The organism is Mucilaginibacter gilvus, from assembly GCF_004054195.1.
GTDB classification, from domain to species: Bacteria; Bacteroidota; Bacteroidia; order Sphingobacteriales; family Sphingobacteriaceae; genus Mucilaginibacter; species Mucilaginibacter gilvus.
Genome location: NZ_SBIW01000004.1, coordinates 369,511 through 388,318 on the forward strand (window position 1 = coordinate 369,511; position 18,808 = coordinate 388,318).

Genomic DNA, 18,808 nt, shown 5'->3' on the forward strand with positions numbered 1-18,808 from the left:
GCTATATTGCTTAAAAATTAAACTGTGAGGTAAGCGTATCACAACTATTTTTTATTTTTTTTAAAAGCCGCTTTAAACCCTTTAAAGCGGCTTTTTGCTGTTTCGTTCCTGTGAAGCAAGCGTATCAAAACATATATAAATAGTTAATTATCAGTTATTTATAAATATTTACACTTGTTTGTAACGTAAAAATTACTTTAAATTTGTGGTAACCGATTATACCGGCATCTGCCTGTTTCCTGGAAAACAACTAAAAGCCCTTAATGCCTTTGCGTATTACTGCGCTTTGTAGTTTGCATAAAAGTTAATGGCTTGCAGGCATTCACGGCTTTATAATTACCAACATAGCAAACCAATTAAAAACCAATCAAATACAAAAACTATGAAGATCACTTACAAGATCAAGCTATTGGCAACGGTGTTTATCACCATTGCCCTGCTGATGAACGCGTGTAAAAAAGATGCCCGTACACAAAGCATCGATGGCACAAAAACAAGTATAACCGAGCCGCGTAACGCCACCAGTGCCGTTACCACCTGGCTTACCACTTCAAATCAATCGAGCCTGTTGGCGCAGGGCAGCGTAAACTTCGCGGCAGACGCGGGCACTAACGCTACTACCATTACGGTTGACGAAGGCACTACCTACCAGGGGATTGATGGCTTCGGCTACACCCTTACCGGCGGCAGTGCAAGCCTGCTAAACGGGCTGGGCGGCAACCAGGCCAGCGTGCTTAACGAATTATTTGGCACCGGTACAGGGCAAATAGGCGTTAGCTACCTGCGTATCAGCATTGGCGCGTCGGATCTCAGCTCGTCAGATTTTACGTACGACCAAACCGCTGGCGATGTAAACATGAACAACTTTAGCCTGGCGCAGGAGAACACCGATTTTCTGCCTATCCTCAAAAAGATCCTCGCCATTAATCCCAACATCAAAATAATAGCCACCCCCTGGACGGCCCCAACCTGGATGAAGGTGAACACAACCGGCAATAACGGCTATACCGGCGGCAGCTTAAACACCACTTACTATGCCGCTTATGCCAAGTACTTTGTAAAATACATACAAGCTATGGCCGCGCAGGGCATCCGTATAGATGCCGTTACCCCGCAAAACGAGCCGCTTAACCCCTACAACAACCCAAGTATGGTAATGCAGGCCAACGAGCAGGTAACGTTTATAAACAACCACCTGGGCCCGCAATTTGCCGCAGCCGGCATCACCACCAAAATTATTGCTTATGACCATAATGCCGATGTACCCAGCTACGCTACAACGGTAGTTGGCCAGGCAGGCGGCTATGTGGACGGTTCAGCGTTCCACCTGTATGCGGGTGATATCAGCGCTTTAACAACCGTACACAACGCCTACCCTAACAAAAACGTTTACTTTACCGAGCAATGGGTGGGCGCGCCAAGCAACTTTGGCGGCGACCTGGGCTGGCACATCAACACCCTCATTATTGGCGGTACCCGTAACTGGAGCCGCAACGTACTGGAGTGGAACCTTGCTGCCGACCCTAACAACAACCCGCATACAGCAGGCGGTTGCAGTACCTGCCTTGGCGCTATTACGGTAAGCGGTACATCCATTACCCGCAACGTGGGCTATTACATTATTGCTCACGCGTCAAAAGCGGTAAGGCCGGGCGCGGTGCGTATTGCATCAAACATAGCAGGCAGCATCCAAAACGTAGCTTTCCGCAATAGCGATGGTACAAAAGTGCTTATCGCATCAAACAGCGGCGGTAGCTCGGTAAGTTTTAAGGTAAAATGGGGAACAGAATCCTTCACTTACAGCCTGGCAGCAGGCGCGGTGGTAACCTTTAAATGGAGCGGAACACCTGGAGGAGGCACGAGTACCGGCGCGCCGATAGGCCAAACCATCACCCTAAAAGGCTTCAATAACCAATATGTAAACAGCCAAAACGGCACGCAGGCCATGACTTGTACCAGCGCGGTAGCATCTACCTGGGAGCAATTCACCGTGGTTGATGCAGGCGCAGGTAAAATTGCATTGCGCGCCATGAACAAGTACGTATCATCAGAGAATGGAACGCAGGCTATCACCTGTAGCCGCGCCACTATTGGCGACTGGGAGAAATTTGACTGGGTGCCAACCACCGATGGAAAAGTAACCATACGGGGTAATAACGGCAAATTTATCTCCAGCGAGAACGGCACCCAGGCCATGACCTGTACCCGCGCAACAGCATCGGGCTGGGAAGCGTTCGGCGTGAACCAGTAGAACGGAATGATGATGGGTTGAACCGCGCGACGATTGGACTCACCCCGACGGCACTCCTTGCGTAGCACCTCTCTGCTTCGCAAAGAGGTGCTAAGAAAAATCAATACAGCGATGGGTTTCAAACCCATCGCTATGATTAACCACCATTGCCTTCACCCTCTTTACCGCAGGTAGAGAGGGCCTGGCAGCGAAGCGAACCAGGGGTGAATAAAATAGCCCATGGACAGGCTAACAATGAATATACCTGGTTTATAAGAACATCTCCAATATTATCCCGCTCTGCAAGCAGGGCGGGGCAGGAGGTGAGTAACCATAAGAAAATTCTACCTCCTCAAACCCTTTTCGAAGGAGAGGGCAGAATGAGACCAACAAAATCCAATAACACTAACCAATAAACACCAACACTATGAAAAAGCAATTATTAAACTTATTGAAAGGAGCCGGGCTGGTACTGGCTATCAGCCTTACTGTGATCTCCTGTAAAAAAGATGTAAAATCTCCGGCGGATGATAAGAGTGTCGCCTCCACTTCTACCGCTACTACCACTACACCCCGTGCCCTAACGCTGGTTTGGCAGGACGAGTTTAACGGTACCGGCGTGGATGGCAGTAAATGGAACATAGACAACGGCAACCCCAATGTAAATAACGAGAAGGAATACTACCAGGCGGCCAATGCGGCTGTAACCGGTGGTAATTTAGTGATCACCGCTAAAAACCAGAGTGTAGGCGGGCAGCCGTATACATCGGCCAAGTTGAATACTTCGGGCAAATTCAGCGTGAAATACGGGCGTATAGAGGCGCGCATTAAGCTCCCGGCTTTTCAGGGCAGCTGGCCGGCATTTTGGATGCTGGGCCAAAACATCGGTTCGGTAGGTTGGCCGCAATGCGGCGAAATTGACATTATGGAGCAGGTGAATACCAACAACACCATTTTGGGCACCATGCACTGGAACAACAACGGCCACGTTTACTATGGCAACAGCATTACAGCCACCGCTACAGACTACCACGTTTACGCGGTAGAGTGGGATGCAAACAGCATTAAATGGTATGTAGATGGCACCTTGTTCAATACCGGCAATATCCAAAACAACGTTAATGGTACCGAGGAATTTCAGTTGCCATTTTACATCATCCTGAATTTGGCGGTAGGCGGCGATCTGCCGGGCAACACCATTAATAATGGTGCGTTGCCGGCCAATATGTATGTAGATTATGTAAGAGTTTACAGCATCAGTGGGGGAACAGGCTCTACCGCGCCTATTGGGCAAACGGTTACGCTGAAAGGCTTTAACAACCAATATGTAAACGGCCAAAACGGCACACAGGCCATGACCTGTACCAGCGCGGTAGCATCTACCTGGGAGCAATTTACCGTGGTAGACGCAGGCGGCGGCAAAGTTGCTTTGCGTAGCATGAATAAATATGTAAGCAGCGAGAACGGTACCCAGGCCATCACCTGTAGCCGCACCACCATTGGCGATTGGGAGAAATTTGATTGGGTACCTACCAGCGATGGTAAGGTTACCTTCCGCGGCAACAATGGTAAATTTATCTCCAGCGAGAACGGCACCCAAGCCATGACCTGTACACGGGCAACAGCCCAGGGCTGGGAAGCATTTGGTGTGAACCAGTAGAATATAAATTGCAGCTCAACCTCTTTACCGTAGGCAGAGAGGGTCGGGCAGCGAAGCGAACCCGGGGTGAGTAAACTCGTCGATAGCATTATACACACAATTAGTCGCAGCCACCCCGCATTAGAAAAATTTACTACATTACAGCCTGCCTTCTTAACCGGGAGGCAGGCTGTTTATTTTACCCGCATGAGAAGACTTTTTGTTACCGGCTTTTGTGTTTTATTAAGCACTGCTTTGCTGCAGGCGCAATCTTTGCAAAAAAAACTGCAGCTAAGCCTGAGTACGGGTTACCAGCGGGAAGACCTGAAATGGTCGATTGCCGGCAACCTCGACGGGCAAAATCCAAATATCTATTCGGAGCTGCGATGGATAAAGATTGGCGGGCAATCGGTAGCGGCATCGCTGCAATGGAACTTTTGGAATAAGCTGCTGCTGATGGGCAATTATCAGCGGGTGTCGATAAAGTCGGGCACGGTGAGGGATAACGACTATAGCGGCGATAACCGCACCAACCCCGCTTACAACCAATTATTTGATGCCGATAAAGGTTTTACCCGCGACATCGCCTTTGGCCTGGGCTACAAATTAATTGACAAGGAAAAATTCTCGCTTACTCCCTACGCAGGATATGGGACAAGCAAACAGTCGCTGTATTTACTGGATAGGTCCGGCCAGTACGCCGATCTTAACAGCACCTACGAAACCAATTGGAAAGGGCCGTTCGTAAAAGCGATAGCAGCGGCAAAGGTCGCGAAAAAGTTTACCGCCACCGCCACAATTGCCTACCATCAGTCCGACTACAATTCCAAAGCCGACTGGAACCTGATCCCAACCTTTCAGCACCCGGTGAGCTACCGGCATACCGCCAAGGGTTACGGCGTATCGGCAGATGCATCGCTGGCTTATGGCATCACCAAAAACCTCGTGGTAAATTTGGGCGGTGGCTATTTCACCTGGCAAACCGGCGAAGGTATCGACGAACTGTTTTTATCTTCCGGTGGATCCGAAAAAACGCAGCTCAATGGGGTGGATAGAAAGGGGTACAAATTATCGGTTGGATTAATGCTCAATTATTGATAAAATATCCCTTTTTATTGATTAAAATGGGAAAAACACGGAGATTTTCGACACTGCTTTTTACGCTTTTTGGTATTATTTTAACCAATATCCAAAAACATTCAGCAAATTAGGGGACGCTAATTCTCATTATGAAAAAAATATTTACCTGCCTTTGCTGCCTGGTTTTGCTGCTCACCGGCACATCATTTCAACTACCATCAGAGTGGACCTCCCTGCTTGATAAAAACCTCTCCAAATGGGAAACCTACCAAAGCTTTTACCATAAAGTTGGCTATAAAGGCAAACCGCCGGTAGATGATAATGGCGTGGTAATTAAGCCGATAGGCTATAATGTAAATAAGAACAACGTATTCTCGGTAGTGATGGAGAACGGCCAGCCGGTATTAAAAATTACCGGCGAGATCTACGGGTGCATTTTCACCAAAGAGGATTTTGCCAATTACCACCTCAAGCTAAAGTTTAAATGGGGCCAAAAGAAATGGGTACCAAGGCTGGATGAGTTGAAAGACAGTGGTTTACTCTATCATTCGCAAGGCAAGTGTGGGGTAGAATATTTCCGCACCTGGATGCTGAGCCAGGAGTTCCAGGTGGTGGAAAACAGTTCGGGCGATTATTGGTCGCAATCCAGTTCACAAGCCGATGCTAAAGCGCTGAAAGACAGTAGCTATAAATTCAACACCGCAGGGAAATGGACCCCGCTCGGCGGCGCGACCGGTAACGGCGGCTTCTGCGGGGCGGGCAAAAAAATGGATAAACCCATAGGCCAATGGAACGAAATGGAACTGATCACCTATGGTGACAAAAGCCTGCATATAGTTAACGGACAGGTGGTTATGGCTTTAAAAAACTCTCGCTATAAAGATGGCGATACCATGAAACCGCTTACCCACGGCAAACTTCAGTTGCAAAGCGAGGCAGCGGAAGTTTACTATAAAGATATTATGATCAAACCGATAAAGAGCATCCCGGCGGAGTATGCTAAGTACTTTGAATAAGATTGGGGCGTAACCACGGTAATTATTGAAATTCGTCCCAATTGGTGAAATTGGTGTTAATTTAATTACTTATCACTCAGCAATATCGGTGTCCCCTTGTTATTTCCAATTATAATAACCTTTGCATTTGGCGATAGGGCAATTTCCTTTTGGGCTTTAATGCTTTCGTATTGTAATTGCTTATCAGATAAGCCGGTAGAAAGGATCTTTTGATAATCGGCAATACCCTGTGCTTCAACGCGTTTACGATCGGCTTCCTGGCGTTCTTTCTGCAGTACAAAGGTCATTTTCTGGGCCTCCTGCTCCGCGTTTATCTTCGATTCGATGCTTGCCTTAACAGATGGCGGTAACGAGATATTGCGGATGAGGATCTGTTGTAATTCCAGCCCGCGTTTAGCGAAACTGACGCTAATGGTCTGGTTTATCTTATTTTGAAATTCCTGTCGTTTTACCGAGTACAGATCAACGGCAGCATAGTTTACGGCATTATCGCGGATGGCAGTGCGGGATACTGTACGTACAATATTCTTAACATAATCCAGCCCAATGTTTTGCAAAATATAGGGCGCTTTATCAGGGTTTACTTTAAATAGAACGGTGAGGTCTGCCGTAACTTCCAATCCGTCGGACGATAAAACCCTTATGGCGTCATCCCCTTCTACATCACCTTCGGTATGCTGCCCGCTCATGGTGTAGTTTTGTGTACGCACGTCAAACGGGGTAATATCAACAAGTGGGTTTACTATATGCAATCCGCTTTCCAAAACATCTGGCTGCACTTTTCCAAACAAAACCTGTACACCTACTTTCCCCGAGTCGATAACCTTAACGGATGATAGCACCAGGCCAAGAACTGCTATTATAACACCCACAACGCTAACAATTCCGCCAAAGCGGCCAGCAGGCTCGGGCGAGCGTTTTAACATTACACCTACAAAAAGTATAACAATACCAACAATTGCTAAAAACATGATAGTTTAAGGATTAATATAAGTTTTGAGATCGTTTTGGTATTAGAATTAAAATGCCCGACTTTGTTACTAATCGGGCATTTATTTTAAGTGATGGAGTTTGAATATTATTGCTTGGTAGTATTCTTTACTTCCTTTATCAACTTTATTTTCAGGGAGACAAATACAGCGGCGATAAACACCGCACCCAGTAAATAGGCGTATTGCGCATGTTCTATTCCCCAGTACCCTATCAGCAGGGCCACAAAAATGCCCAGGTTGTAGACTACGTTGAGCGCTATTTTCTTGCCCATATTAGTACACGCTTATTGTAGGGTCTATTTCTGCCTGCCAGGCTAAAATGCCGCCTTGTAAGTTATACAGGTTGGTATAACCTTGTGCCTCTAACTGGTGTAAAGCTACCGAACTGCGTTTACCGCTTCGGCACATAATAACAACCGGCTTATCTTTAGCTACCTGGTCTGCCTCTATCAGGATCCCGCCCAGAGGGATATGCTTGCCACCCAGGTTAGAAGTTTCGTATTCAAAATCCTCGCGGACATCTATCAACTGAAAATCTTCGCCGCTATCTAATTTCTCTTTTAGTTCCTGTACGCTTATTTCTTTCATCGTAATATAATTATTAGCCAAAGGTATGTTTTTTCTGTATCAAATAATTGGTCCCATTTTGTAACAATAGGCACCTTGGTGCGTTTCATAGATAAGTGTAAAATATTACATAAACAGCTTAAATGAAGAAAGTTAACCGATTTTTTTGGTTCTGTTCCGGAGCACATATAGATACTTTAAAGAAATACCCGATAGAGCATAACAAGTACGTAGGCATTGGCGCTACCATATTTTTTACTGCTTTATTCGCTTCTTTATCAGGCGGTTATGCCATGTATTTTGTTTTTAGCGGCGATGCGTTCGCCGTTGGTTTCGCTATACTTTTCGGGCTTTTGTGGGGCACGGCTATATTTAATATGGATAGGTATATCGTATCAAGCATTAATAAAGAGGGCAGTATTAATCAGCAAATATTACAGGCATCGCCCCGTATTTTATTGGCTATAATGATAGGCGTTGTAATATCGCGCCCGCTGGAACTGAAGATCTTTGATAAAGAAATTCGCCAGAAATTAAAAACGGCCTACCTTAAAGGGCAGCATACCAAGATAGATTCGCTGCAGAAAACCTACCAGAAGAAGTACGCCCAGGAGATAGGTAAAAATACTGATTTAAAGAAAGAGAAGGATTCCTTAGAGCGCGATATCAACCGCTCGCGCTATCAGCTAAATCAGGAAGTTTTTGGCGATAAAACCAACCAAACATCGGGCATTACCGGCTATGGCACCTATGCAAAGCAAAAGCAGCAAGTGCTTCAGGAGAAGGAAGGCAGGCTAAAAACCGTAACCGACAACCTGGGGCAGATGGACACCTATTTGAGCCAGCGAAAAGAATATGAGGGCGTTAACAGCACCCGGTTGTTCAACGAAAAACAATTGGACAGCCTCTCCAACGTGGCCGGTTTTGCTGATCGCAACTGGGCTTTGGGGCAGCTATCCTACAATGTAGATGGCTCGCGCGATCTGGATACTTATCTCGCTATCTCGTTCATCGGGTACTTGTTTATCCTGTTCGAATGCTTGCCGGTTTTTGTGAAACTAATGTCGCCCAAGGGCCCTTACGATACTGCTATCGCGAAAATTTCGGAAGCAAACATCCATTTTGCCGATAAAGATAAAGATCGGGATATGGCGGTTACCGACAGCACCTATGACCATAACCTGGATGCCGATGTTGACCGGCGAAAGCGCATCATAACAGCACAGTCGGATTACGACTTTGGCAGGCATAGTTATGATTAATGCGTAGTAATGAGGGTAAACGGAGGCTTGTAGCTATTAACCATTCTCCACTCACTACTAACCATCCACCCCCTGTAGTAAAATTGATAGAAAACATTTACCGATTAAATGCTAATTTCATCACCGTAATCAACTGATCAATGAAAAAAATATTTACGCTTGCTGCGGCTTCGCTTTTAGCCGTGTCGGCATTCGCCCAAAAGCAAAAGGCCGTCTATTATGCCATCTCGTTCCCTAACGCGGTGCATCACGAGGCCGAGGTCTTATTAACCATTCCTCAGGCACCCGCAGGGTCGCTAAAAATACATATGAGCCGCTCATCCCCTGGTCGTTATGCCACGCACGAGTTTGGTAAAAACATATACAATTTAAAAGCTACAGGAGCAGATAACGCTCCGCTTGTTATTAAACAGCTGGAGGGCGATCTGTATGAGGTGCAGGTAACCAGTGAAACCGTAAAGATAAGTTATACCCTTTTTGGTAACTGGACGGATGGAACCTACGCAAGCGTTGACGCCAGCCACGCGCATTTAAATATGCCCGCCACCATTATGTGGGCTGAGGGGCAAGCAGATAGGCCTATAAAAGTGCAGTTTAACGACGCCGATAAATACGGATGGAAAATAATTACCCAGCTAAAAAATGAAGGCGACGGCGTATACAGCGCACCAAACCTGCAATACCTGATGGATAGCCCAACCGAACTATCTGCCTCCAAAATAAACAGCTGGACGGTAGACAACAACGGCAAGCCCGAAAAGGTGAGCATAGCTGTACACTCTGATGATAGCCAAGCCGTAATAGATGGTTTTGGCAAAATGGTGCAGAAAATGGTGTTAGAAGAAAAGGCTATTTTTGGCGAGTTGCCTGCTTATGATTATGGCGAATATGTGTTTTTGGATGATGTGCATCCAACCACGTCTGGCGATGGTATGGAGCACCGCAACTCTACCGTTATTGTGCAGCCCATTAACAAGGTTGAGGGTAACGAATCGAGGTTGCTGAGCACCTTTTCGCACGAGTATTTTCACAGCTGGAATGTGAAACGCATCCGCCCCAAATCATTGGAGCCCTTTAACTTTACCCATGCAAACATGAGTAGCGAGCTTTGGTTCGCCGAGGGTTTTACACAGTATTATGGCGATTTAGTTTTGGAGCGTTCGGGATTCCGCACTGTTGAAGACTACACCCGCACACTTGCCGGCCTGATAAACCAGGCGGTTAATACACAGGGTGCTGCAAAATATTCACCTGCCGAGGCAAGCCGTTATGCGGTATTTGCCGATGCAGGCGTATCTATCGACCCGAACAACCAAACCAATATGTTCACCAGCTACTATACTTATGGCGGTGCAACAGCTTTGGCCTTAGATCTGCGCCTTCGCAGCGAATTTAACCTAACGCTTGATGATTACATGCGCCAGGTTTGGTTGGCACGTGGCAAAGTAATGCGCCCCTATACTATTGCAGATCTGCAAAGCGATTTAGGGACACTCACCAAAAACGCGAAGTTCGCGGCAGATTTCTTTAAACGCTATATCAACGGTACCGAGAAAAATAACTACGAAGCACTGCTGGCCAAAGCCGGTTTGGTATTGCAGCGTGTGCAGCCCGGTAAAGGCTGGGCAGGGCCAATAGGCGGCGCCGGTGGCCGTGGCAGAAGTGGCCAGGCGCGTACCGGTGATGGTGAAGGGTTTGCTTTGCAGGGAAATACTACGGCAGGTACACCAATTTATAAAGCAGGAATTGATGCCGGCGATGTTATCACCAAAACCGACGGTAAGGATATTAAAGATGCTGCTGCTTTTAATGATGCATTGGCCAATAAAAAACCGGGCGATAAGATAACCGTAAACTTTAAAAACCGCGCAGGCGAGCACGAAACCGTGATCACCTTGGGAGAAAACCCTAACTACGAAGTGGTAACCTTCGAAAAAGCAGGCAAGAAATTAACAAAAGAGCAACAGGATTTCCGCGATAAGTGGTTATCATCAAAAGTAAAATAAAATGAGAAAATATCTAATAGCAGCAGCCCTACTGGCAACATCGGTTTACGGATTTGGGCAGGATGTAAACAAACTGATCAAGCAGGATGATGTGGAACGCATTATTAAAACGCTAAGCGCTGATGATATGCAGGGCCGTGGTACCTTTACACCGGGCATTGATAAGGCCGCTACTTTTATAGAGGGCGAATTTAAAGTAGCGGGCATAAAACCACTTGCAGGCGCAACTGGTTTCCGCCAAAACTTTAGCATGTTGCGCACTACGCCTGTAAGTTCAAGGCTTACCATCAATGGTACCGATGTGCCTGCCGATAAGTTTGCCATCAGCGCATCCGGTTCTTTTAACTGGAGCAGCCTCGACGGTGTGGAAGTAGTGAAAATTGCAGCCGGCAAAAACTTTAGTACCGAATACCAGGCCTTGTTAAAAAGCGGAAAAAACACTGTGGTCTTGTTGGATACCAGCTATGCAGCCATGTTTAAACGCGTTGCTGCCCGTGCAAAACGCGGCGGTACTTCTTTTAAGGGCGCTGCTGATGCAGATAAGCCTGTTGTATTTGTAATGGCGGGAGTTGATGATGTAAAATCGTTATCGGTTACTTACGAGGCAAAAACCGAGGAGAAGCCTTTATTTAATGTTGCGGGCATGATCCCGGGTAAATCAAAACCTAATGAATATGTTGTATTCTCAGGCCATTACGATCACCTTGGTATTATTAAACCGATGGATGGCGATAGCATTGCTAACGGAGCTGATGACGATGCATCGGGTACTACTGCCGTGATAGAGCTGGCTAAATACTACAAAAAACTAAATAGCAACGAGCGTACGCTGATATTTGTGGCCTTTACTGCGGAAGAAATTGGCGGCTACGGCTCGCAGTATTTCTCTAAACAGATGAACTCAGACCAGGTTACCGCCATGTTTAATATTGAAATGATTGGTAAGGCGTCGAAATTTGGCGAGAACTCGGCGTTTATTACCGGCTACGAGCGCTCGGATTTTGGGAAGATATTGCAAGGCAACTTAGAAGGTACTGCCTTTAAATTTTACCCTGACCCATACCCGGCGCAAAACCTGTTCTACCGCAGCGATAACGCAACTTTAGCGGCTTTAGGCGTACCGGCCCACACCATCTCTACCGACCAGATAGATACCGATAAGCTTTACCATTCGGTTAAAGATGAATTCAGCAGTATGGATGTCAGTAATATCGTGGCAACCATCAGGGCAATAGCTTTAAGCTCACGCTCCATAGTAGCAGGTAAGGATGCCCCAACAAGGATCCCGAAGCTGGAGAGATAAGTATGTTGGAAAGTTGAAAGGTTTTAGTTGCAATGTTGCTTAACAGGTATAATTTTATAACCGTTTAATTTTCCAACCTTTCAACAAACATTTATTGATATCCCGGCGTTAAGCCTAAAATAAATTCAATATTATGCAATGGTTTGGCAGGCGCGAAAGCAGTAATACAGAAGAAGGCAGCAGCGGTGGCGGCGGCCGTGGTTTTGCTTTTGGCGGGGGTATATTAGGTATTGTAGCTGCGGCTATTTATTTTTTTACCGGGATAGATCCTTCACAGGTGATCAACCAAACCCAGGGTAACTCGCAGCAAACAGAGCAGGTTAACTCAGAATCTGCCGGGCCGGATAATAATCAAAAAAAATTCGCGCGTGTTGTTTTGGCCGATACAGAAGATATCTGGACCAAACTCTTCAACGATATGGGCAAAACCTACGATAAGCCCGTGATGCACTTTTTTAGCGAAGGCGTAAACACAGCTTGCGGGCAAGCATCGTCGCAAAGCGGCCCTTTCTACTGCCCCGGCGATCAGAAGGTATATATCGATGTTTCGTTTTTTGACGAGCTGACCAATAAATTTGGTGCAGGCGGCGATTTTGCGCAGGCCTATGTAATTGCCCACGAAGTTGGCCACCATGTGCAGGACCTGCTGGGCATAAGCGCTAAAATGGACCAAGCCCGCCAGCAATTAAGCGAAGAAGAGTATAACAAACTATCGGTAAAGCTGGAGTTACAGGCTGATTTTTATGCCGGAGTTTGGGCCCATTACGAGAAAAGCATGAAAAACGTGCTGGATCAGGGCGACATAGAAGAGGCACTTAACGCGGCCCACCAAATTGGCGACGACCGCCTGCAGCAGCAATACCAGGGCCAGGTTACGCCCGATACCTTTACCCACGGCAGCAGCGCCCAGCGGATGTTTTGGTTTAAAAAAGGTTTCGAAACCGGCGATGTAAGCCAGGGGAATACGTTTACAGCAGGGGATTTGAATTAAGCTGGGATAGGTGTTTATTGGAATATTTAAAAAAAGAAGTGTTTCACCGGTTAAACCCGGGTAAATTTGATGTTTTAAATAAAACGCTGTAAATTAGCTTATTAAGCCGCTTATATCAAGTATGTGGGTGTTCCAAAGTCTTTCGCGAAAAACTGTAAAGCGCTGGTAGTCAGAATGTATTTTAAAATAAGTTCCGCTTTTAAAGGTGGAACACCCAGCTTAAAGGTTGAATTACTCTACCACCCCTCTTATTCTATCCTCAATCTCCTTCACCAATTCATCAATCGGGGTTTTGCCGGGTTCGATGGGTTCAAGAATTTCCCAGCTCATAGGGGTGAAGGTGTTTAGCGGATACAATCCGTAACGGATCATCTTCCATGAGTTTTTTATGGCGACAGGAACCAACAATGCTTCGGGGCATTTTTTTAGCAAGGCTGCCACACCGGCTGCCTGGAAGGGTTTCACATTACCATCCTTAGAGCGTGTCCCTTCGGGGAATATCATGGCCGACCATTTATTTTCTTTCATCCGGTTGCCAAATTTTACCAGCTCGGTAATGGATTGCCGTGCGTCTTTACGGTCGATATTGGCGCCTCCGCCTACTTTTAGGTTGTAGGATATAGAGGGGATACCTTTTGTTAATTCTACTTTAGAGATAAACTTAGCGTGATATTTCCGCAGAAAATATATCATCGGCGGGATATCAAATATACTTTGGTGGTTGGCGATGAATATCATGGGACGCCCAACTGGCAAATTTTGCTTGTTGGTAAACGTTACCACATTCCCTACGATATAGAAGGTGCTCACCAGCCAAAAGTTGAGGATATCTACGCTTTTTTTATGGGCCGCGTAGCCAAACCAATTATAACAGATCCATTGTATGGGATGGAAGATGCAAAGCAGTAGCAAAAACGCAACAATAGCAAAGGGCGACAGGATATAGCCTAAAAACTTTTTCATTAACGCCGCAAAGTTATATTTTTTTAAGAAAATGCTAAATGTTTGGCTTATAATCTGTTCTCCAATTGCATCAGCTTTATCTTAAGCACGGCTGCTACGGTTACCGAATCGGTTATTTCGCCCGCATTAACCATCCGGTAAACCTCTTCAAAAGGTATTTTATTTACTAGCAGGTCCTCGGTGTCCTCGGGCTCCGCTTCATGCTGTTGCAAGCCACGTGCCAGGTAAATGATGCTCAACTCATCGCTTACCGAATTGGAGAGATGCATCTGTAGTATTTCGGTCCATTCGGTAGCCTTAAGTCCGGTTTCTTCCAATAGTTCGCGCTTGGCAGATTCCAATGGGTCGCTGCCTTCAGGGCCGCCGCCTTCGGGGATCTCCCAGCAGTATTGGTTCAGCACATAGCGATACTGGCCAACGAGGTAAGTATTCATATCAGTATCCAGCGGGATAACGCCGATGGCTACATTCTTAAAATGTATTTTGCCATAGATCCCCGGGTTGCCCGATGGGTTGATCACCTGATACTCGGTAACATTTATCCAGGGGTTATCATAAACATTTTCGTGGGAAACGGTTTTCCAGGGGTTTTCGGCAGGGTGTTGCATAAAGTCAGAATCAGAATTTTCAGGATTTGTGAATTTTCAGAATGATTTGTAAAGGTATTTTAAATACGTCATTTTAAGCTGTCTCCGCCTTATTTCTGCTTAAATACCCAGGCACGTTTACCAACAGTATTCCTGCCAAAATAACGATAAGGCTTAGCAACTGCGCTAAGTTCACCTCTTCGCGAATAAAAAGCCAGCCCAAAAACACTGCCACAACTGGGTTCACATAAGTATGTGTGCTGATAATTGCAGGCGACTTTATAGTAAGCAGCCACACAAAGGAGAGGTAGGCGATCAACGAACCCATTACAATCAAAAATATCAGCCCCGCCCAGGCCTCAAAAGTCACCGCACTGAATGAAAAGCCAACCTGCTCACTTTTGCAAAAAGCAATAACGGTTGCTGCAACACCGGCTGCCAGGAGTTGTACACTGGCATTCATCACGGTAGAGCTTTTGCCCCGACTGCCTTTGATAATGAGCGAACCAAACACCCAAAGCAGCGCGCTGAACAGGATCACCACGCTGGCAATAGTTGCCATAGGCGACTGATGCGCCGGTGGAACGCCTAATTTTAAAAACAAAAAGATGCCGGTAAAGCCAATGATGAGCCCGGCAAGGATGAATTTATTGGAGAAATATTCGGGCCAGCGTGCGCGGTCTATCAACAGGAACATAAGCGGCTCAGTTGCTACCAATATAGCCGCCTGCCCCGAGCTGATGTACTGCTCTGCCCAGGCTATCATACCCGTTCCGCCAACCAGCATCAGGCTACCGGCCAGCGCATGGCGCCAAAGGAATTTCTTTTTGGGCAGGGCTTCGCCTTTTATCTTACACCAGGCAAGCATCAGCACCCCTGCTACCAGGTAACGGGTGCCTACCAGTATGAATGGTGGGAAGCTTTTTAACCCAAAGATCACCGCCAGGTAGGTTGACCCCCACACAATGTATATGTTGAAGAAAGCGAAAGCCACTAAAAGGGGCGGGATCGTTTTTTGAGTTTTCATATCAAACACAATTTTATTGAGGGAATAATGGGGTACAAAAAAAGCGACCGATGTATCAGCCGCTTTCCATTGATTTTAATTTATTAGGGGAATTATAATCCGAATTCAGCTTTTACTTTGTCTACATAGTCTAACTTTTCCCAGGTAAACAGTTCCACTTCGCGTTCCAGTTTGCTGCCGTCGTGCGCGTTGAATATTTTAGTAACCGTTACGCTTGGCTTGCCAAAGTGGCCGTAAGCCGCAGTTTCGCTATAAATAGGGTTGCGCAGTTTAAAGCGGGTTTCAATAGCGTAAGGCGTCATGTTAAAAATAGCGTCTACCTTTTTAGCTATCTCACCATCGTTTAAACCAACTTTTGCGGTACCGTAAGTGTTTACGTAAATACCCATTGGCTGTGCAACACCTATTGCGTAAGATACCTGTACCAATACCTCGGTACAAACACCGGCAGCAACCAGGTTTTTAGCAATGTGGCGGGTTGCGTAAGCAGCAGAGCGGTCAACCTTTGATGGGTCTTTACCGCTGAATGCACCACCACCGTGCGCGCCTTTACCACCGTAGGTATCTACAATGATCTTGCGGCCGGTTAAGCCGGTATCGCCATGCGGGCCACCAATAACAAACTTACCGGTTGGGTTAATGTGATACTTAATCTCGTTGTTAAAGAAGTGGGCGTATTTAGGGTATTTTGCTTTTACACGGGGGATAAGGATGCTGATGATATCATCGCTGATCTTTTTCAGCATAGTAGCTTCTTCGTCAAAATCATCGTGCTGGGTAGATATTACAATGGCATCAATACGTTGTGGGGTGTTGTCGTCATCATACTCCAAAGTCACCTGCGATTTTGCATCCGGGCGAAGGTATTTGATCTCGCTGTCTTCACGGCGGATAGCTGCAAGCTCTATTAATAAAGCGTGTGCAATATCCAAGGCCAACGGCATATAGTTATCAGTTTCGGCAGTAGCGTAACCAAACATCATGCCCTGGTCGCCTGCGCCTTGCTCTTCCGGTGCTTTACGCTCAACACCCTGGTTAATATCAGGAGATTGTTCGTGGATAGCCGAAAGCACACCGCACGAACTGCCATCAAACATATAGTCGCCTTTGGTGTAACCAATTTTGTTGATCACCTCGCGGGCAATTTTTTGTACATCAAGATAGGCCTTTGATTTAACCTCGCCGGCTAAAATTACCTGCCCGGTTGTTACCAGGGTTTCGCAGGCAACCTTTGACTCAGGGTCAAAAGCTAAAAAGTTATCAATTAACGCGTCGGATATCTGATCGGCAACTTTGTCTGGGTGCCCTTCTGATACGGATTCTGATGTAAATAAGTATGGCATATTTTTTTTGAAATAAACGTTAAAACCGAAAGTATGGATTTTTTGAAACTTGTAAAAAGAGAAGCAGGAATTAGCACTTTTTTACGTGGTTGCAATAGGTACCGGGCAGGCCGGTACGATCAAATCAGTCCACTTTCGCGTGGCAAAAATAAAACAATTTTTCACAAAGCCGAAAATACATTTACTTTTGCCGCTTGTAAACCTATATAGTTGAAAAGGAAAGCTTTATTTATAATAAACCCGGTGTCGGGAGGGAAGAAGAAAGATGGTGTGCCGGAGCTTATAAGTAAGTACCTCGATCACTCGTTGTTTGATTACAAAACCGTTTTTAGCACCGGTGTAAAACACGCACGCGATGTTGCCCGCGAACAAGCAAAGTTTTATGATGTTATTGTTGCCGTTGGCGGCGATGGTACGGTTAACGAGGTAGCTTCGGCAATTGCCGGTACGGATACTATATTAGGTGTGATACCGTATGGATCGGGTAACGGTTTATCCCGGTTTTTAAGCGTGCCCATGAATGCCGAAGGTGCTATTAAAGGAATCAACGCCGGCCGGGTGGTAAATATAGATGCGGGCCAAATGAACGGGCGGTGGTTTTTTAACATGGCAGGTATGGGTTTTGATGCCCACATAAGCCAGGTATTTGCCAATGGCAGCACCAAGCGAGGTTTTATGGGGTACCTCAAATCGTCCATTCGCGAAATATCAACCTACAAATCGCAGATATACCAGGTAGATATTGATGGAGTGAAGTACGAGCGTGAGGCTTTTATGCTGAGCATTGCCAATTCATCGCAATACGGTAATAACGCCCACATATCGCCAACCGCCTCGGTGCAAGATGGGCTGCTTGATATTTGTATCATCAAGCCGTTTCCGCTGTACAGGTTCCCGGAGATGGGCCTTAGGATGCTCACCAAAACTTCAGAGAGTACTAAATACGTAGAGATAATTAAAGGCAAAAATATTACCATTACCCGGTCACATCCCGGGCCCATACATTTGGATGGCGAACCCAGGGAAGCGGGCGTTGACGTAAATATTAATGTAAAGCCCGGCGCCTTAAAAATTATTGTTGGCGATAACTATAAAGACTAACGTTATGGCAAAGAAAAACTTTACAGGCATTATGTACTCTACCGACCCTGATTTTAAATACCAGGAAGAGGGGGGCGATACCCAGGAAACACTGCCCCCTCAACAGCAGAACTTAAAGATATATCTCGACAGGATAAAGGGCAATAAATTGGTTACCCGTATAACCGGTTTTACAGGTACCGATGCCGACCTGGAAGCAATTGGCAAAAAGCTTAAGACAAAATGCGGCGTAGGCGGTTCTGTTAAAGAAGCTGAAATATTAATACAGGGCGACTTTAGGGATAAGGTATTCACCTTATTACAAACAGACGGCTATAAAGTCAAAAAAGCCGGAGGGTAGCTCTGATCGCTCTTTCTACACCTTTTATATAAGGTGTTATAGCCTCCGCCTGGCAGGCTACATAAACACCCCCACCTTTTTTTTTTACAGAACGGGCCTTGTTTCAACTTGTACCAACTTGTTCATCTTGCGGTTTGCCAGCCTCCCGGTAATCCATTTAATTTGTTTTTAGCAATAGATTGTAAATGAATACGATTACAAGCAAACAAGTTGCTTGTTACAGGTGTTGCAGTATCGCATGCAGCTATTATGCACCAATTCAATGCGTTAAACAGACACATTTAGCAGGCCGCGGATAGGGCGCATAGCAGTAATTGTACTTTAGACACTAATATATCAGCTTAGTTACACACTTTTTATA

At 46.0% G+C, this 18,808-nt stretch carries 17 protein-coding genes; 10 read left to right on the forward strand and 7 right to left on the reverse strand.

From position 1 onward, the window contains the following. Window positions 1-382 precede the first annotated feature (382 nt). The 4 genes from EPL05_RS11650 to EPL05_RS11665 all read left to right on the forward strand — a co-directional run bounded on the left by EPL05_RS11650 (window position 383) and on the right by EPL05_RS11665 (window position 5,965). Complete coding sequence (locus EPL05_RS11650) at window positions 383-2,251, forward strand: glycoside hydrolase family 30 beta sandwich domain-containing protein (RefSeq protein ID WP_128534134.1); 1,869 nt, start codon at window positions 383-385, stop codon at window positions 2,249-2,251. A gap of 406 nt (window positions 2,252-2,657) precedes the next feature. Beyond that, window positions 2,658-3,890 (forward strand): family 16 glycosylhydrolase, encoded by a 1,233-nt coding sequence (locus EPL05_RS11655; RefSeq protein WP_128534135.1) that lies wholly within the window; start codon window positions 2,658-2,660, stop codon window positions 3,888-3,890. Window positions 3,891-4,076: 186 nt separating this feature from the next. Continuing rightward, window positions 4,077-4,967 (forward strand): hypothetical protein, encoded by an 891-nt coding sequence (locus EPL05_RS11660; protein ID WP_128534136.1) that lies wholly within the window; start codon window positions 4,077-4,079, stop codon window positions 4,965-4,967. 131 nt (window positions 4,968-5,098) lie between these two features. Beyond that, entirely contained in the window at window positions 5,099-5,965 is an 867-nt protein-coding gene (locus tag EPL05_RS11665) for a 3-keto-disaccharide hydrolase (protein WP_128534137.1), read from the forward strand. A gap of 65 nt (window positions 5,966-6,030) precedes the next feature. On the opposite strand, the gene EPL05_RS11670 is transcribed toward EPL05_RS11665, so the two are convergent. From EPL05_RS11670 to EPL05_RS11680, 3 genes are all read right to left on the reverse strand, one after another. Next, the gene (locus EPL05_RS11670; protein ID WP_128534138.1) at window positions 6,031-6,936 is read right to left on the reverse strand and encodes a prohibitin family protein; all 906 of its coding nucleotides are present in this window, start codon (window positions 6,934-6,936) and stop codon (window positions 6,031-6,033) included. Between the two features lie 107 nt (window positions 6,937-7,043). Further along, entirely contained in the window at window positions 7,044-7,229 is a 186-nt protein-coding gene (locus EPL05_RS11675) for a DUF6358 family protein (protein ID WP_128534139.1), read from the reverse strand. Between the two features lies 1 nt (window position 7,230). Then, entirely contained in the window at window positions 7,231-7,545 is a 315-nt protein-coding gene (locus tag EPL05_RS11680) for a rhodanese-like domain-containing protein (RefSeq protein WP_128534140.1), read from the reverse strand. Window positions 7,546-7,667: 122 nt separating this feature from the next. On the opposite strand from EPL05_RS11680, the gene EPL05_RS11685 reads away from it, so the two are divergent. The 4 genes from EPL05_RS11685 (at window position 7,668) to ypfJ (ending at window position 13,086) form a co-directional block, all read left to right on the forward strand. Next, entirely contained in the window at window positions 7,668-8,786 is a 1,119-nt protein-coding gene (locus EPL05_RS11685) for a DUF4407 domain-containing protein (protein WP_128534141.1), read from the forward strand. A 140-nt stretch (window positions 8,787-8,926) separates the two neighbouring features. Beyond that, window positions 8,927-10,792, forward strand: coding sequence for a M61 family metallopeptidase (locus EPL05_RS11690; protein ID WP_128534142.1), 1,866 nt, complete (start codon window positions 8,927-8,929; stop codon window positions 10,790-10,792). A gap of 1 nt (window position 10,793) precedes the next feature. Further along, on the forward strand, window positions 10,794-12,095 hold the full coding sequence (locus tag EPL05_RS11695) for a M20/M25/M40 family metallo-hydrolase (protein ID WP_128534143.1): 1,302 nt from the start codon (window positions 10,794-10,796) through the stop codon (window positions 12,093-12,095). A gap of 133 nt (window positions 12,096-12,228) precedes the next feature. Next, a complete protein-coding gene (gene ypfJ / locus EPL05_RS11700; protein ID WP_128534144.1) occupies window positions 12,229-13,086 on the forward strand; it encodes a KPN_02809 family neutral zinc metallopeptidase in 858 nt (285 codons plus the stop codon). Window positions 13,087-13,317: 231 nt separating this feature from the next. On the opposite strand, the gene EPL05_RS11705 is transcribed toward ypfJ, so the two are convergent. The 4 genes from EPL05_RS11705 to metK form a co-directional block, all read right to left on the reverse strand. Then, complete coding sequence (locus tag EPL05_RS11705; RefSeq protein ID WP_128534145.1) at window positions 13,318-14,049, reverse strand: lysophospholipid acyltransferase family protein; 732 nt, start codon at window positions 14,047-14,049, stop codon at window positions 13,318-13,320. 47 nt (window positions 14,050-14,096) lie between these two features. After that, window positions 14,097-14,657, reverse strand: coding sequence for an NUDIX domain-containing protein (locus EPL05_RS11710; protein ID WP_128534146.1), 561 nt, complete (start codon window positions 14,655-14,657; stop codon window positions 14,097-14,099). A gap of 73 nt (window positions 14,658-14,730) precedes the next feature. Continuing rightward, window positions 14,731-15,663 carry an EamA family transporter gene (locus tag EPL05_RS11715; protein ID WP_128534147.1) on the reverse strand — a complete coding sequence of 311 codons (933 nt, stop codon included), beginning with the start codon at window positions 15,661-15,663 and terminating at the stop codon, window positions 14,731-14,733. 92 nt (window positions 15,664-15,755) lie between these two features. Beyond that, entirely contained in the window at window positions 15,756-17,006 is a 1,251-nt protein-coding gene (gene metK / locus EPL05_RS11720; protein WP_128534148.1) for a methionine adenosyltransferase, read from the reverse strand. A 210-nt stretch (window positions 17,007-17,216) separates the two neighbouring features. On the opposite strand from metK, the gene EPL05_RS11725 reads away from it, so the two are divergent. Together EPL05_RS11725 and EPL05_RS11730 are read left to right on the forward strand one after the other, a co-directional pair. After that, on the forward strand, window positions 17,217-18,107 hold the full coding sequence (locus EPL05_RS11725) for a diacylglycerol/lipid kinase family protein (protein ID WP_128534149.1): 891 nt from the start codon (window positions 17,217-17,219) through the stop codon (window positions 18,105-18,107). 4 nt (window positions 18,108-18,111) lie between these two features. After that, complete coding sequence (locus EPL05_RS11730) at window positions 18,112-18,447, forward strand: translation initiation factor (protein ID WP_128534150.1); 336 nt, start codon at window positions 18,112-18,114, stop codon at window positions 18,445-18,447. Window positions 18,448-18,808 lie beyond the last annotated feature (361 nt).